Source organism: Hymenobacter fodinae (assembly GCF_004745825.1).
Classification (GTDB): domain Bacteria; phylum Bacteroidota; class Bacteroidia; order Cytophagales; family Hymenobacteraceae; genus Hymenobacter; species Hymenobacter fodinae.
On sequence record NZ_SRLA01000002.1, the window covers coordinates 1,042,928 to 1,059,685 of the forward strand.

General features: G+C 57.3%; 11 protein-coding genes. 10 read left to right on the forward strand and 1 reads right to left on the reverse strand.

The features are described from left to right. Positions 1-454: 454 nt before the first annotated feature. From EU556_RS11750 to EU556_RS11775, 6 genes are all read left to right on the forward strand, one after another. Complete coding sequence (locus tag EU556_RS11750; protein WP_135434295.1) at positions 455-682, forward strand: DUF2905 domain-containing protein; 228 nt, start codon at positions 455-457, stop codon at positions 680-682. A 335-nt stretch (positions 683-1,017) separates the two neighbouring features. Next, positions 1,018-3,984, forward strand: coding sequence for a SusC/RagA family TonB-linked outer membrane protein (locus tag EU556_RS11755; RefSeq protein ID WP_210116264.1), 2,967 nt, complete (start codon positions 1,018-1,020; stop codon positions 3,982-3,984). A 37-nt stretch (positions 3,985-4,021) separates the two neighbouring features. After that, entirely contained in the window at positions 4,022-5,677 is a 1,656-nt protein-coding gene (locus EU556_RS11760; RefSeq protein WP_135434296.1) for a RagB/SusD family nutrient uptake outer membrane protein, read from the forward strand. A 60-nt stretch (positions 5,678-5,737) separates the two neighbouring features. Continuing rightward, positions 5,738-8,074, forward strand: coding sequence for a glycosyl hydrolase family 28 protein (locus EU556_RS11765; RefSeq protein ID WP_135434297.1), 2,337 nt, complete (start codon positions 5,738-5,740; stop codon positions 8,072-8,074). A 19-nt stretch (positions 8,075-8,093) separates the two neighbouring features. After that, positions 8,094-8,324 carry a hypothetical protein gene (locus EU556_RS11770; RefSeq protein ID WP_135434298.1) on the forward strand — a complete coding sequence of 77 codons (231 nt, stop codon included), beginning with the start codon at positions 8,094-8,096 and terminating at the stop codon, positions 8,322-8,324. A gap of 134 nt (positions 8,325-8,458) precedes the next feature. Then, entirely contained in the window at positions 8,459-10,393 is a 1,935-nt protein-coding gene (locus EU556_RS11775) for a DUF4350 domain-containing protein (RefSeq protein ID WP_135434299.1), read from the forward strand. A 102-nt stretch (positions 10,394-10,495) separates the two neighbouring features. On the opposite strand, the gene EU556_RS11780 is transcribed toward EU556_RS11775, so the two are convergent. Further along, entirely contained in the window at positions 10,496-11,566 is a 1,071-nt protein-coding gene (locus EU556_RS11780; protein ID WP_135434300.1) for a LacI family DNA-binding transcriptional regulator, read from the reverse strand. Between the two features lie 313 nt (positions 11,567-11,879). Between EU556_RS11780 and EU556_RS11785 the strand changes: the two genes are divergently transcribed. From EU556_RS11785 to EU556_RS11800, 4 genes are all read left to right on the forward strand, one after another. Further along, complete coding sequence (locus EU556_RS11785) at positions 11,880-12,650, forward strand: SDR family oxidoreductase (RefSeq protein WP_135434301.1); 771 nt, start codon at positions 11,880-11,882, stop codon at positions 12,648-12,650. A 160-nt stretch (positions 12,651-12,810) separates the two neighbouring features. Then, complete coding sequence (kduI, locus tag EU556_RS11790) at positions 12,811-13,641, forward strand: 5-dehydro-4-deoxy-D-glucuronate isomerase (protein ID WP_135434302.1); 831 nt, start codon at positions 12,811-12,813, stop codon at positions 13,639-13,641. A 262-nt stretch (positions 13,642-13,903) separates the two neighbouring features. Beyond that, a complete protein-coding gene (locus tag EU556_RS11795; RefSeq protein ID WP_135434303.1) occupies positions 13,904-14,857 on the forward strand; it encodes a pectinesterase family protein in 954 nt (317 codons plus the stop codon). A gap of 180 nt (positions 14,858-15,037) precedes the next feature. Then, positions 15,038-16,663: a glycoside hydrolase family 43 protein gene (locus EU556_RS11800; protein WP_135434304.1), complete on the forward strand. Its 1,626-nt coding sequence runs from the start codon at positions 15,038-15,040 to the stop codon at positions 16,661-16,663. Positions 16,664-16,758: the final 95 nt, after the last annotated feature.

A 16,758-nucleotide genomic window follows, 5' to 3' on the forward strand; every position in this document is an offset into this window, starting at 1 on the left:
GCTGATTGTAATTGACTTGTATAGCAAAATTTAGGTGTTATAAATAATGGCACAAAAGCTCAGACCTGAAGGCTGGCTTCTGGCTACACTGTCCCAGGCCTGCTATTCATCCGTTTACTTTCGTACTACCTATTTTTACAGCTCGCCTAAGTCAATAGCACCTTGAAACAATCTACCTTCCTGCCTCGGTTAGCTGCTTATTGCGTAGGACTGCCCGTTTTATTGGTGCTATACCTGTTCACGCGGGGCATGTTGCCCACTGCCCTTGGAATGCCTTTGCTCATCGGGGCAATATTCGCCGCTATTTGGGCCCAGGCTAAAATCCGAAAGTCTTACCCGCAGGATTTTAAGCTCCGGGAGGAGTGGATGGCCTTTGGCGTGTTTTTAATAACCGTAGTGGCCATAAGCGTTCTTATACTAACACCTCAGCTATAACCACTAAGCAGCCGCGACTATGAACCCGCAACTCGGAAAAACGCTCGTTATCCTAGGCTTGGTCGTGGTAGCGGTAGGCGCCTTTGTGTGGCTTGGGGGTGGTAGCTTATTTAGCTGGATTGGGCGCCTGCCCGGCGACATTCGCATTGAGCGGCCAGGTTTCCGGTTCTATGCGCCCATTGTCTCCATGTTGCTGTTGAGTCTGCTGCTGAGTGCGGTGTTGTGGGTGGTGCGGAGAGTAAGCTAAAAGCAAAACGTATGGGTAACCTGGCCTTTTACTCAGCAAAGTGATAGGGAGGCTATGTGTGCAGGCCAATAAGTGGGGTTTATAGATTTAGTCCTATAAACGACAAGTGGGCTAGCGAGGCTGGGGCTAGGTGAGTGAAGCTGGAAAAGCACTAAGTCGACTCGGAAAAACCCTAACCCGTGGCAGTTGGGCCTCTTTGGCAACGTTCCCGATAACGATTGCGCAAATATTCAGCGCCCAATTCGGTGCTTTCTACGGCTGTTCCTCTAACATTAGTGAGGGCTTACTTCGGGTGGCCTAGCAGCTCTTTCTTCGACTAATCAAATTCCCCCACCATGAGAAAAGGTTTACTACTAAGTGCCGTCGCGCTTAGCACAGCCATGTCGGCAATGGCGCAACAAACTCGCCAAGTACAGGGGCGGGTAATTGATGGAACCACTAGCGAAGGACTCCCGGGCGTAACCGTTATCGTAAAGAACTCTACCCTAGGTGCCACCACCGACGGCGACGGAAATTTCACGCTTAGTATACCCGAAGGCGGAGATGTAGCCCTGACGTTCAGCTACATTGGGTACGTGCCCCAGACGGTGAGTGTAGGCTCACAAACCAAGCTCAAGATTGCGCTGAAATCGGACCAAAAAGCCTTGGATGAAGTAGTGGTAATAGGCTACGGTCAGGTCAAGAAGAGCGACGTGACGGGCGCCATTGTGTCGGTGAAGGAGGAAGACCTGAAAAAGGTGCCTTCGGCAAACGTGATGGAAACCCTGCAGGGCCGCTTGCCCGGCGTAGATATCACCCGGAGCAGTGGCTCGGCCGGCTCGGGCGTGAATATTGCCGTGCGCGGCAACCGCTCCATCACGGCCCAGAACGGCCCGCTGTTTATTGTGGATGGCGTGCAGTACAATTCCATCCAGGATATCAACCCCAATGATATTCAGAGCATGGAGGTACTTAAGGATGCGGCCTCCACTGCAATCTACGGTTCGCGTGGCGCAAATGGCGTTATCATCGTGACCACCAAGAAGGGCGCCGCTGGGCAGCCCCGCGTAACGATTAACTCTTACTACGGCATTACCGATGCCGTGTACTACCCCCGCGTAAGTAACGCGCAGGAATACGTAGCGCAGAAGCGTGAAGCCAACCGCACTACTGGTAACTGGAACAGCCCCGCCGACGACTCGAAAATCTTCACGCCCCTGGAAATTCAGAACATTGCCGATGGCGTAAGCACCAACTGGATCAATAAGCTGCTGCGCCAGGGTGTGCAGCAGGAACACCAGATTGGCCTCTCCGGTGGCTCCGACAAAACCAAGATCTACGCTTCCTTCGACTACTTCAACGAGCAGGGCTTGTTCCGGATGGATGACTTGAACCGGTATTCTATCCGCTTCAACCTCGATCAGGAGATAAATAGCAAAATCCGGGTAGGCCTGCAGAGCCAGCTCACCTACTTCAACCAGGACCGCCGCCGCGACCCCACCAATCAGGCCAACAAAATCAACCCCTTGCTGACGCCGTACGATGAGAACGGCAACCTGGCGGTTTTCCCCAATGCGGGCAACTTCATCAACCCCCTGATTGACGAGCAGCCGGGCAACTACCAGAACAACGTGCGTACCACCCGCACGTTCACCACGGCCTACGCCAGCTACCAAATTCTGCCCAGCCTGAACCTACGCTCCAACCTAGGCCTCACGCTGTCTAACTCGCGTACCGGTATCTATCAGGGCTCTAATACGTTGGACCGCAACGGCTCGGTAGCGCAGTCGGCCTACGGCACGGAGTTTCTCACGAACTGGAGCTGGGAAAACATCCTGAACTATAACAAAACCTTCGGCGACCATACTATCAGCGCCACCGGCGTTACGTCGCTGCTGACCTTTAATACGGAGAATTCCAACGCCCAGGGCCGCAACCAACTGCTCGATTACCAAGGGTACTACGCCTTGGCTAACGCCAACCAACAGGTAGGCATCAACAGCGGCTACGTGAACAGCAAGCTGATTTCCTTCACGGGTCGGGTGCAATACAACTTCAAAAGCCGCTACCTGCTCACGCTGACCGGTCGCTCCGACGGTTCCTCGGTGCTGGCGCCCGGCAATAAGTGGGCGTTTTTCCCCTCGGCGGCCGTGGCGTGGCGCATCATTGAGGAGGACTTCATGAAGGGCCTGACGCCCATCACCGACCTGAAGCTGCGCGCCAGCTACGGCCGCGCCGGCAACTACGATATTCCGGCCTACTCTACGCAGTCGTTGCTGGTGCGCATTCCGTTTGCTTTCGGCGAAACGTCGGCTCCGGCCTACACCTTTGCCAACCGCATCGGGAACAGGGAGCTAGGGTGGGAGCTGTCGAATACCCTAAACTTCGGGTTGGACTTTGCCTTCCTCGAAAACCGGGTGGCCGGCTCCGTGGATGTGTACGACACCCGCACCAGCGACCTGCTCCTGAACCGCGTGCTGCCGGCCACTTCGGGCTACTCCGTAGTGACGGAAAACGCCGGCAAAACCCGCAACCGCGGGATTGAGGTAGGCTTGAACGCCCGGGTGGTGGAAACCGACAACTTCCGCTGGAACGTGGGCGCCACTTGGTTCAAGAACAAGGAGGAAATCACGGCCCTCACGGTTTCTGGCAACGACGTGAGCAACCGGTGGTTTATCGGCTCCCCGGTGAACGTATTCTACGACTACGAGAAAATTGGCATCTGGCAGACCGGCGAAGCCGACGCGGCCAAGGCGTACGGCCAGAAGCCCGGCCAAATCAAGGTGCGCGACCTGAATGGCGACGGCCGCATTACGGCTGCCGACGACCGCAAAGTGCTGGGCTCGACGGTGCCCAAGTGGAGCGGCTCCCTCAACACTGATGTGAGCTACAAAGGCTTCGATTTATCGTTGCAGTTCTTTGCTCGCATTGGGCAGATGCTGAACTACGAGTACAACGGCTTCTTCGATCCGCAGGGTATTGAGAACAGCTCGCGCCAGAACTACTGGACGCCCGAAAACCCTTCCAACGACTTCCCGCGCCCCGACGCCAGCCTCTCGAAAAGCACGCTGCAGAACTCGCTCTACGGCACCTCGCTGCTCTACGAAAACGGCTCTTATGCTAAGTTGCGGGCCGCTACGCTGGGCTACACGTTTCCGGCAGGCCTAGCCTCACGCCTGCATATGTCGTCGCTGCGGGTGTACGTGCAGGGCAAAAACCTCTACACCTGGAGCCACATCGACAACTACGACCCCGAGCGGGGCGGCGCCATCACCACGCCCATTCCGCGGGTGCTGACTGCTGGTATCAACCTGGGTTTTTAAGAGGATAGAGCTCGTTTAACGCTGCACCGATAGAAAGATGAAAATCTCCACTCAACATACGCTCAAACTGCTCTTTACCGCTAGCGCGCTTTCGCTTACGCTGCCCGCCTGCGACAAGCAGCTGGAAGAATACAACCCCTCGGGCCTGACCGCCGAAGCCGTGTACAGCACGCCCGCCGGCTTTGAAACCCTGGTTAACGCCGCCTACTCCTACAACCGCTGGTGGTACGGCAAGGAAAATGGCTACAGCATCTCGGAAATGGGCACCGACCTCTGGCAGCGCGGCGCCGGCGACGTAAACCCCGACCTCACCGAGTACACCACCCTGCAGGGCAGCTCCGCCGCCCTCACCGACCTCTGGAACCGCCTCTACGCCGCCGTGAACGTGTGCAACGCTGGCATCGGCCGCGTAGGCCAGTCGGGCATGACGGACGCCCTGAAGAAAACCCGCGAAGGAGAGCTGCGCTTCCTGCGCGCCTTCTATTACTGGGAGATTGTAGAAACTTGGGGCGGCGTGCACTTCACCACCGAGGAAGCTACGGCCGTACAGAACACCGCCAACAAAACCCCAGTTGAAACCTTCTACAAGCAGATTTTCGACGACCTGAACGTGGCGGTGGCCAACCTGCCCACCACCACTACCGACTACGGCCGCGTGACCAAGCCGGCCGCCGAGGCCTTCCTGGCGAAAATGTACCTGACCCGCGGCCAAAACCGCCAAGCCGCCGACCTGGCCCAGAAGGTAATCAGCAGCTACGGCTACGCTCTGCAGCCTCGCTTTGCTGATTTGTGGTCGATGAGCAACCTGGAGAATAAGGAGATTCTGTGGGCCGTGAACTACTCCAAGGACCTGAGCCTGAACGATAGGGTAGATGCCACGCTGTACCCCGACGGCCACCCCCGGGGCGGCAACAATGGGCACCTGCTCTTCCTGATGAAATACGACGACCAGCCCGGCGTAATCCGTGATATTCCGTACGGCCGGCCGTTCAACCGCTTCATGCCTTCGCTCTTCTACCTGAACCTGTTCAATGAGAAGATCGACTCGCGCTACGCCGCTACTTTCCAAACGGTGTGGCTGGCCAACCGAGCAGTAACCGGCATTGCCGTGGGCGATACGGCCGTGGTAGCCAGCAAGTACATCATTCCGACTACCACCAAGGCCCAGAAGAAGTACCGCATCTGGGACCAGAGCGCCGTGTACCGGCCCGACGGCACCATTAGCGGCGACCGGATCCACTACATGACCATGAAGAAATTCATGGACCCCACTAGGCCTACTATTGCTGAGGAGCAAAGCGCCCGCGACGCCTACGTGATTCGCTTGGCGGATGTGTACTTGATGGCCGCCGAAGCCGAGTTTAAGGCCGGTAACTCAACTAAAGCCGCCGACCTGATTAACGTGGTGCGCCGCCGGGCCGCAATTCCGGGCAAAGAAGCCGACATGCTCATCAAGCCTACCGACGTGACCCTGGATTTCATTCTGGATGAGCGCGGCCGGGAGCTAGGCGGCGAGCAGCTCCGGTGGTTTGACCTGAAGCGCACCGGCAAGCTGATAGAGCGGGTGAAGAAGTACAACCCCGACGCGGCTGTCAGCATTCAGGACTACCACCTGGTACGGCCCATCCCACAGCGCCAACTGGATGCCGTGAGCAACAAAAGCGAATTCACCCAGAACCAGGGCTACAGATAATCCTTCGTACCCTCCCTAGGCCACCCCGGTTAGTGGCCTAGGGAGGCTTTTTCCCTTTCTATGAAACAATTCGCATTCCTGTTTTTTGCCCTGCTTCTGTGGGCTTTCCGGCCCGCCGAAGACAAGAAAGTTCAGATTTTCCTGGTCGGCGACTCTACCATGTCCGACAAACCGTTGGACAAGGCCGAGCGCGGCTGGGGTATGTATTTCCAGCAGTATTTCGATGCGGGCGTGAAGGTGCAGAACCACGCCATGAACGGCCGCAGCACCCGCAACTTCCGCCACGAGGGCCGCTGGGCCAAGGTACTAGAGCAAGTGAAACCCGGCGACTGGGTATTCATTCAGTTCGGCCACAACGATTCGAAGCGGGAGGACACCGCCCGCTACGCCGCGCCAAAAACCGCCTACCGCCAAAATCTGACCCGCTACGTGCAGGAGGCCCGCGCCAAAGGTGCCAACCCCGTACTCATCACGCCCGTTGGCCGCCGCTACTTCGACGACCAAGGCAAGCGCAAAGACGACCACGGCGACTACCCCGGCGTGGTGAAGGAAGTGGCCAAAGCCCAAAAAGTGCCGATGATTGACCTGCACGAAACCAGCTGGGCCATGTACAGTCAGCTCGGCGACGCGGGCACCAAGCCCCTCTTCTGGAGCTACCAGAACGGCGCCAACAACACCAAGCTCGATAACACTCACTTCTCGGCCTACGGCGCTGAGCGCGTAGCTCAGCTTGTTGCGCAAGATGTAAAGAAGCTCAACCTGGGTATTGCCTCGCACCTGCAGCCGCTGGCCTTCAACGGCAAGTACACCTACGACCTGCCGGTGGTGCTACAGCCCACCTTCCGGAAGGACACTTTTAACATCACGAAGTATGGCGCCGTGGCCGATGGGCAGACGCTCAACACCGAGGCGTTCCGCAAGGCCATTGACGAATGCAGCAAGCAGGGTGGTGTGGTGTTAGTGCCACGAGGCTTGTGGCTTACAGGCTCCATCCAACTAAAGAGCAACGTGAACCTTCACGTAGCTAAAGGTGCCCTGGTGCAATTCAGCAACAAGCTCTCCGATTATCAGCTGATCAAAACCAACTGGGAAGGCGAGGATGCTGTCCGCAACCAGTCGCCCATTTCAGGCTACGATCTGGAGAACATTGCTATTACCGGCGAAGGCACGTTTGACGGTGCTGGCGATGCGTGGCGCATGGTGAAAAAGGAAAAGCTGAACGCGGGCCAGTGGCAGCGCCTAGTAAAATCGGGTGGGGTAGTGGACGAGAAAGGTACTACTTGGTATCCGTCGGCGGGCTCCCTAAAGGGCTCTACGCTCAACAAGCCCTGGACCATTCCGGTCGGCTCGCAGCCCGACTATAGCAAGTACGCCGAGTTCAAGGATTTCCTGCGGCCCAACATGCTCAGTCTGCAGCGCTGCAAGCAAATCCTGCTCGAAGGCTTCACCATTCAGAATTCCCCCGCCTGGACCATTCACCCGCTGCTTTGCGACAACATCACCCTGCGCAACGTAACGGCCCGCAATCCTTGGTACGGTCAGAACACCGATGCACTGGACCTGGAATCGTGCCGCAATGGGCTAGTAGAAGGCTGCACGTTTGACGTGGGCGACGACGGTATCTGCATAAAATCGGGCCGCGATGAGGAAGGGCGCAAGCGCGGCGTGCCCACCGAGAACTTCATCATCCGCGACACCAAGGTGTACCACGCCCACGGCGGCTTTGTGATTGGCTCGGAAATGTCGGGTGGTGCGCGCAACCTCTACGTAAGCAACTGCACCTTTATGGGCACCGACGTAGGCTTGCGCTTCAAGACGGCACGCGGCCGCGGTGGCGTAGTGGAAAACATCTTCGTGGATGGCGTGGATATGACCGACATTGCCGGCGAAGCCATCCTGTTTGACATGTACTACGCCGCCAAAGACCCCGTGCAGGTAAACGGAGAGGCCTATGGCATCCCGGAAATCAAGGCCGAGCCGTTGGGCGAAGGCACGCCTCAGTTCAAGAGCTTTCGCATCAAGAACGTAACCTGCAAAGGTGCCAACACCGGCATTCTAGTGCGTGGCTTGCCCGAGATGAGCATCAAAGACGTGGATATCGAAAACACGGTACTAGAGTGCAACAAAGGCATGGTGTGCCAGGAGGCCGACGGTATTCGCCTCAAAAACGTGACCTTGCTCTCCAAAGAAACCAAACCCATACTGGAAGTGCAGAACAGCCGCAACATCAGCTTCGACAACCTGCGCTACGCTTCTGGGGCCGAGCTGCTCCTGCGCGTAACCGGCGACCGGAGCAAAGCTGTAACCCTGCGCAACACCGACACCAAAGCCGCGAAGAAAGACGTGGAAATTGGTCAGAAGGTGTCGAAGAAGGTGGTAACGGTTTCTAAGCGCTAATCTGTTCTTAGTCTGCATTATGAGCAAGCTGCCTTATACTCATCCTGCGGAAGACTTTCCCGGCGTTCCAACTGGCTGGACGTTAACTTACAATGAACTGTCCAACAATTTCTACCACGTGCTCCATACCTCAGAGTATGGACCTGCTGTAGAGAAAAACGGATCAGATTTAGAGCAACCTATTTCGCGTTGTGTTGAGGATGCAAAGGAAATTGATAAGCAGCTCCAAGTAAAAAAGTCGATAAACTAGCCTTTCATCATTTTTGACTGTCTAATCTATGCCTCGCCATTGCATAATAATTCTGTTCTAGGCCAGTCAACCACCCCTAACCCCTCCTCAGTTGAGGAGGGGAACTAGTATTCTAGCTTTAGCTTAACCCTCCCATGTCTCTCCGTTGTTTCTTTCTTTCCGGACTGTTGATTTCGGGCTTGGCCGCGCAGGCGCAACCTGCGCCGGCTGCTAGGCCTATGTCGCAGCGCATGACGGATGCCTTTATCAAGTGGCATCCGGATTCTATTGTCATTGGTAACCGCAAAACTGCCCGCTGGGACTACGAGCAGGGCCTGATGCTGAAGGCTCTTGAGCGCGTGTGGCAGCGCACTGGTGATGCGCGCTACTTCACCTACATCCAGAAAGACCTCGACCAGTTTGTGCAGCCCGATGGCTCCATCCGGACCTATAAGCTGGAAGACTACAACCTCGACAACCTGACCACCGGCCACGCCTTGCTGCTGCTCAGCCAAATGTCGGTACCGAACCAAGAGAAGTACCAGAAGGCCGCGCAGCTGCTACGGAAGCAACTGGAGGGGCAGCCACGTACCAAGGCCGGCGGTTTCTGGCACAAGAAGGTGTATCCCAACCAAATGTGGCTCGATGGCTTGTACATGGCGGAGCCCTTCTATGCTGAATACAGCAACGTATTCCAGCAGCCCGCCGGCTTCGATGACGTAGCCAAGCAGTTTGCTCTCATTGAGAAGAACCTCGTGGACTCCAAGACTGGCCTACTATACCACGGGTACGATGAGAGCAAGGAGCAGAAGTGGGCCAACAAAACCACGGGCCAGTCGCCGAACTTCTGGGACCGGGGCATGGGCTGGTACGCCATGGCGCTGGTAGATGTGCTGGATTACTTCCCCAAAGATCATCCGCAGCGCGCCCAACTCATCAAGGACGTGCAGCGCTTGGCGCCGGTGCTCACCAAGTACCAGGATGCCAAGACTGGCACGTGGTCGTTGGTGGTAGACCAAGCTTCCCGCAAGGGCAACTACGCCGAGGCTTCGGGTAGTAGCATGTTTGTGTATTTCCTGCAGAAAGGTGTGCGCATGGGTTACCTCGATCAGAAATATGCCCAGGCCGCCAAGAAAGGCTACAATGGTCTGTTGAAGCAATTTGTGGCTACTGAATCGGGTGATGCGCTGGCGTTCAACGGCACGGTGAGCGTGGGTGGCCTAGGCGGCAACCCCTACCGCGACGGTAGCTTTGAGTACTACCTCTCGGAGCCCCTGCGCAAGAATGATTTGAAAGGCGTGGGCCCCTTCATTCTGGCCAGCGTGGAAATGGAAATTGCCGCTGAGAGTGGCCTAGGCAAGGGCAAGACAGTGGGTGTAGATACCTACTTCAACCACGAGAGCCGCAAGAGCAACATCACCGGCCAGCCTGAGCCCTTTCACTACACCTGGGAAGACCGTATGCACTCGGGTTTCTACTTCTGGGGCAATCAGTTCCGGGAGCTGGGTGCTAACACGGTATCCATTCCCACTGCCCCCACCGCGGCCTCGCTGAAGGGGGTAGATGTGTACATCATCGTCGACCCCGACACCAAGAAGGAAACGCCCAACCCCAACTTCGTGAAGCCCGCCGACGTGCAGGCCCTCACGGCATGGGTGAAAGCCGGCGGTACCTTGGTGCTCATGGCCAACGACACCAGCAACTGCGAGATTCCGCGCTTTAACACCCTGGCTCAGGCCTTCGGGATGAAGTTCCGCGACGTGAACCTGAACATGGTGAAAGGCAACCAGTTTGAGCAGGGCCAAGTAGCGCTGCCGGCCGGTAATGCCGTGTTCAAGAATGCCCGCAAAGCCTACATCAAAGAACTGGCTCCCATTGAAGTGAAGGCGCCTGCCACGCCGCTCATCAGCCAGGGCGGCAACGTGATTATGGCAACCGCCAAAGTGGGCAAAGGCACCGTTTTCGCGGTGGGTGACCCGTGGCTGTACAACGAGTACGTCGACGGCCGGAAAATTCCGGCTGAGTACGAAAACTTCCTGGCAGGGAAGGACCTCGCCACTTGGCTGCTGCAACAGTCAGGTCGCAAGTAGTTGTACAGTCGCGCGGACAACTTTTAAGAAAACCCGAAAGCAAAACGGTCAGCCCACGTGGGCTGACCGTTTTGCTTTCGGGTTATGATAACAGCCAGTGGCCTAGACCGACGCAGGCTTTTTCGCAGCATAGGTGCCGCTGAGGCCCGCTGAATCTGAGGTCAGGCGCGTGGAATCCCGGGGAATAAGCTCTGTCGGAATCTTAACGGTTTCGATGGGTAGAGCGCGGTGTTTACGCTCAATCTGGTCGATGAGACGCTCGGCGGCTACTTGCCCGATTTCCTGGGCGGGCTGCACTACCGTGCTCAGCGAAGGCGCCATTAGGTCGGCCACGTTCAGGTTGGTGAAACCGATGATGGAAACATCGTCGGGGATGGCGAGGTGCTGCTGGCGCAGGGCCGTGAGGCACCCGATGGCGAGCCGGTCGGAGGCAGTAAAGAAGGCATCGGGGGGCGAGTCGAGGCGCATCAGCTCCTGCACCATGGGGCCTACTTCATCGGGGCCGAAGGTGCCGTACCGAATCAGGTTCTCATCGAACTCTAGGCCATACTTTTCCAGGGCGGCGCGGTAGCCAGCCAGCCGCTCCTGCGTAATGCTCAGCCAGGGCTGAATAGTGAGGTGGGCAATGCGGCGGCGTCCCGATTGAATCAGGTGCTCGGTAGCGGCAAAAGCGCCGCCGAAATTGTCGGCCACCACCTTGGTCACGTTCAGCTGCGACGATACTCGGTCGAAGAGCACGATGGGCACCCCTTTGTCCTGCACATCTTGCAGGTGCGCCACGTCAGACGTTTCACTGGACAGCGAAATCAGCAGGCCATCTACCTTGCGCGACATAGACTGCTGCACGTTCGCCATTTCCCGCTCATACGACTCCTGGCTCTGGAAGATGATAACGTGGTAACCGCGGTTGTAGGCAATAGCCTCAATGCCGTTGATGGCTTGGGAGAAAAAGTAGTTGGCAATTTGAGGCACGATAACGCCAATGGCGCGGCTCGCGCTGCCTTTCAGACTCAGGGCAATAGGGTTGGGGCGGTAGTTGAGGCGCTCAGCGCACTCCATTACCAGTCGCTTGGTTTCGGGGTTGATTTCATAGCTGCCCCGCAATGCGCGCGATACCGTGGAAGTGGAAAGATTCAGTTCGCGGGCAATGTCTTTGATGGTGAAAGTTTCCACGATGGAGACGGGGTAAGGTGGGGAAGGAAGGAGAGGAGCGGCGGCTTAGGTAAATGCAAGAACTGCAAAAGCAGATACCAGAATGAATGAGGGCTCAAAATAGAAAGAGCTGAGCACTTTTAGCTCAAATTACCCCGAGGTACCCCCCAGTGAAAAGATTGGCAACGTTCCCGATAACGATTGCGGGAATAAAAAACCGACTTGGCTTCCATTCAGCAACTGCAACTTGTAACCTTAACAGGCCTAGAAGCCGAGTGTGGTTCTAACCGTACATTCGTCTTCCCCGAAAAGTTTACAAACTTCTTGCACCACTATGGCGAATACCCTTGGGTTTGATCTGACAGGAAAACTAGCTCTTGTGACGGGCTGCAACCGTGGCATTGGGCAAGCAATGGCCTTAGGCCTCGCCGAAGCTGGCGCTGACATCATTGGCGTTTCCGCAACCCTAGCCCTTAGCGGCAGTGAAACGGAGCAGCAAGTGCGGGCCCTGGGCCGGCAGTTCTACGCCTACCAGGCCGATTTCAGTCAGCGCCCCGCCGTAGATGCGTTCCTAGGCCAGGTGCAGCAGGATTTTCCGCGCATTGATATCCTGATTAACAACGCCGGCACCATCAAGCGCGCCCCCGCCGCTGAGCACTCTGACGACCTCTGGGACGAAGTGCTGGCTATTAACCTCGATTCACCCTTCCGCATTGCCCGCACCATTGGCGGCCGGATGTTGCAGCAGGGCTCGGGTAAAATCATCTTCACGGCCTCGCTGCTCACGTTCCAGGGCGGTATCAACGTGCCTGGCTACGCGGCCAGCAAAGGCGCCATTGGCAGCTTAGTGAAAGCGCTGGCTAACGAGTGGGCCGGCCGGGGCGTGAACGTAAACGCTATTGCGCCCGGCTACATTGCCACCGACAACACCGAGGCCCTGCGCAACGACCCCGACCGCTCCGCCAGCATTTTGGGCCGCATTCCGGCCGGCCGCTGGGGCACCCCCGACGACTTCAAAGGCCCCACCGTGTTCCTGGCTTCCTTGGCCGCCGACTATGTGCACGGCACCATCCTCACCGTCGATGGCGGCTGGATGGGACGCTAATCAAAGGTGAAGTTGTGAAGTAGTGGAATGGTGAGCTGGCCATCTTGTTGGTGCGGCTTGCGCTACTTTCGCCGTCTAGGCCAGTACAGATCAATCTCCCTAGGCCACTACCTCTGCACTTCACAACTTCACTCTTCACAAACTCACAATTTCACTTCCCATGACCCAACGATATGCCATTGGGCCGCGCGAGACGGCCGGCCTGAACACCAAGGAGCTGCGTAACAATTTCTTGATTGAGAGCCTGTTTGTGGCCGGCAGTGTAGAGCTGGTGTACACGCACTACGACCGCATGATTGTGGGTGGAGCCACGCCCACCACGTCGCCGTTGCCGCTGCCGTGCCCCGAGAACCTGAAGGCGCAGTTTTTCCTGGAGCGTCGGGAACTGGGCATCCTGAATATCGGGCAGCCGGGCACCGTTACCGTAGATGGTCAGGTGCATGAACTGGGCGAGCAGGATTGCCTCTACGTGGGTAAGGGCGTGCAGGAAGTGGTATTTGCCAGCGCCGACGCGGTGCGGCCGGCCAAGTTCTACCTACTCTCGGCCCCCGCCCACGCCGTGTATCCCACCACCCGCATGACCCAGGCCGAATCGACGCCCGTGGAAATGGGTGCCATGGAAACGGCCAATGAGCGCACCATTTACAAGTACATCTACCTGCAAGGCATTCAGAGCTGCCAGCTGGTAATGGGCCTGACCAAGCTCAAGCCCGGCAGCGTGTGGAACACCATGCCCTCGCACGTGCACGACCGTCGCATGGAGGCCTACCTGTACTTCAACCTGCCCGAAAATCAGCGCGTGCTGCACCTGATGGGGGAGCCCCAGGAAACGCGGCCGCTGTGGGTCAGCAACGAGCAAGCTATTCTCTCGCCGCCGTGGTCCATCCATACCGGTTGCGGTACCAGCAACTACACTTTCATCTGGGGAATGGCCGGCGAAAACCTGGAGTACACTGACATGGACGCCGTGAGCATCCACGACCTAAGCTAAGACTGGCGAAGAGTAGACAGCCCGCTTAAAGCCTGCCAGGTTCAGCTCAGTCAAAGCATTTGACGTGCTGATGTTACACGGTTGTAGAGACGCAATAGTTCTCGTCTCTACAACCGTGTAACAAAGTGGCAGAAATACTTCGGTTGCGCTCGGCATGGCCAGAAAACTTCCCACTGTCCGTGTGAGCAAAGCGGCCTGCTGCTTGGGTAAACAGGGCCGCTATACACTGGCGCATGACTGCTGAAAACAGAGCCTTAGAATCATGAAGAAACTGATTGCATTCCTGTGCCTGAGCTGGCTGGTGATGAGCCAGGCAGTGGCCTACGATTTTGTGGTGGCCCAAGATGGCAGTGGCAACTACCGCACCGTGCAGGAAGCCTTCAACGCAGTGCCTGATTTTCGCAAGAAAGTCACCACCATCTACATCAAGAAAGGCACTTACAAGGAAAAGCTCATTCTGGCCGGCTCCAAGAACCTGGTGAAGCTGATCGGGGAGGACTTGCGCAACACCATTCTCACCTACGACGATTACAACCAGAAGAAGAACATCTTTGGGGAGGACAAAGGCACCTCCGGCTCGTCGAGCATCTACATCTACGGCTCCGATTTCTCGGCTGAGAACATCACCTTCCAGAATTCCTCTGGGCCCGTAGGCCAGGCCGTGGCCGTGTGGGTAGCCGGCGACAAAGCGCGCTTCAAAAACTGCCGTTTCCTGGGGTTTCAGGATACGCTCTACACCTACGGCTACGGCAGCCGCCAGTACTACCAGGATTGCTACATTGAGGGCACCGTGGATTTTATCTTCGGCTCCAGCACGGCGTGGTTTGAGGGCTGTACCATTTTCTGCAAGAAGGGTGGGGGCTACGTTACGGCCGCTTCCACGCCCGACAGCACCCGCTACGGCTACGTATTCCGCAACTGCAAACTCACGGGCGACGCTCCGGCCGGCAGCTTCGTGCTGGGCCGACCCTGGCGGCCCTACGCCAAAACTGTGTTCCTGCAGTGCGACTTGGGCGAGCAAATCAGGCCCGAAGGCTGGGACCATTGGGAAAAGGAAAGCAACAAGCAAACCGCTTCCTACGCCGAGTATAAGAACCGCGGCAAAGGCTTTCAGCCCGCCCGCCGCGTGCCCTGGTCGCGCCAGCTCACCGATCAGCAAGCCCAGGAATACACCCTCGAAAAAGTCTTCCGCAACTGGAATCCCACTCAGGAATAAGAACCTCACGTTGAGCTGCCGGCTGCGACAGCCCCACCTTTTCAAGACATCCAGTTTAGAGCAGTCATGTCGAGCTTGCCGAGGCATCTCGCGTGCTATTGTTGCTAAACTAGTTCGACGATCCGAGCGAGATGTCTCGGCAAGCTCGACATGACCGTTTCTGTTACCCTCCCACCGCCTATGACGCGTTTTTCACTGCTCTTCTCCCTTGCCCTGACTGGCCTAGGCTTGCACCAAACAGCCGCGCAAACTTCCGCCATTTCCAAAGTGTGGGTACCCGACCTGGGCAACGGCATGTACAAGAACCCGGTGCTCTACGCCGATTACTCTGACCCTGATGTAGTGCGCGTAGGCGACGATTATTACCTCACCTCGTCAAGCTTCAATGCTGTGCCGGGCCTGCAGATTCTGCATTCCAAGGACTTAGTAAACTGGTCGATTATCGGGGCTGTGTTTACTCAGCAGCCTCCGGCGGCGCGCTACGCTACAGTGCAGCACGGCAACGGCGTATGGGCTCCCGCCATCCGGTACCACAACAAGCTGTTCTACATCTTCTACCCCGACCCCGACCTGGGGATCTTCGTAACGACGGCTAAGAACCCGGCCGGCCCGTGGACAGCACCGGTGTGCATCAAGGAGGCCAAGGGCTGGATTGACCCGTGCCCGCTGTGGGATGAAGACGGCCAGGCTTACATCGTGCACGGCTTCGCGGGCTCCCGGGCGGGCTTTAAGAGCGTGCTGGCCGTAAGCCGTATGCGCCCCGATGGCCTAGGCCTGCTCGGCGATGAAGTGCTGGTGTTTGATGGCCACGACAAGCACCCGACCATTGAAGGACCCAAGTTTTATAAGCACAATGGCTACTACTACATCTTCGCGCCCGGCGGCGGCGTGCCCACTGGCTGGCAGGTAGTAATGCGCTCCAAAAACGTATTCGGTCCCTACGAAGACCGCATCGTACTAGACCAGGGCAAAACCCCCGTGAACGGTCCGCACCAAGGCGCCTGGGTTGATACTCCCGGCGGCAAGGAGCATTGGTTTCTGCACTTCCAAGATCAGGGCGCCTATGGCCGCGTGGTGCACCTGCAGCCCATGACCTGGAAGAACGACTGGCCTATCATCGGGGAAGACCCCGACGGCGACGGCAAAGGCCAGCCCGTGCTTACCTACCGCAAGCCCGCCGGCAAACCTCAGCCCATTGCCACGCCCCCAACTTCTGATGAGTTCAACACGAACACCCTAGGCCTGCAGTGGCAGTGGCACGCCAACCCCCAAGTAGGGTGGGCCTTCCTGAACGGCAACGAAGGCTTCCTGCGCCTCTACTCGGTACCGTTGCCCGAAGGCTTCAAGAACTTCTGGCAAGTGCCCAACCTGCTGCTCCAGAAGCTGCCCGCCGACAAGTTCACCGCCACCACCAAACTCACGTTTACCCCCCGCTTCGAGGGCGAGAAAACGGGCCTGATCATGATGGGACTGGATTACGCTTACCTCTCCCTGACCAACCAAGGCGGCAAGCTCATGTTAGGCCAGACGACGTGCCAAAACGCCGATAAGCTCACTCCGGAAACCAGCTCGGCGCCGATAGAAATACCGGCTAAGCAGCCCGTATATCTGCGTGTAAATGTGCAGCCGGAAGCTAAGTGCCAATTCAGCTACAGCCTCGACGGGCAGCAGTTCCGCCCCGTTGGTCCTGTGTTCACCGCCCGCGAAGGAAAGTGGATTGGCGCCAAGCTAGGCCTGTTCTGCACCCGTGCCGCACAAACCAATGATGCCGGTGCCGCGGACTTCGATTGGTTTCGCATTGAATAGCAACTGAAGCATAAGTGCGCATTACCTAATAAGGCCTTACTATGCTACGTAGTAAGGCCTTTTTTATTTCTGTAGGGCAAGTCAGGTCTTACGAT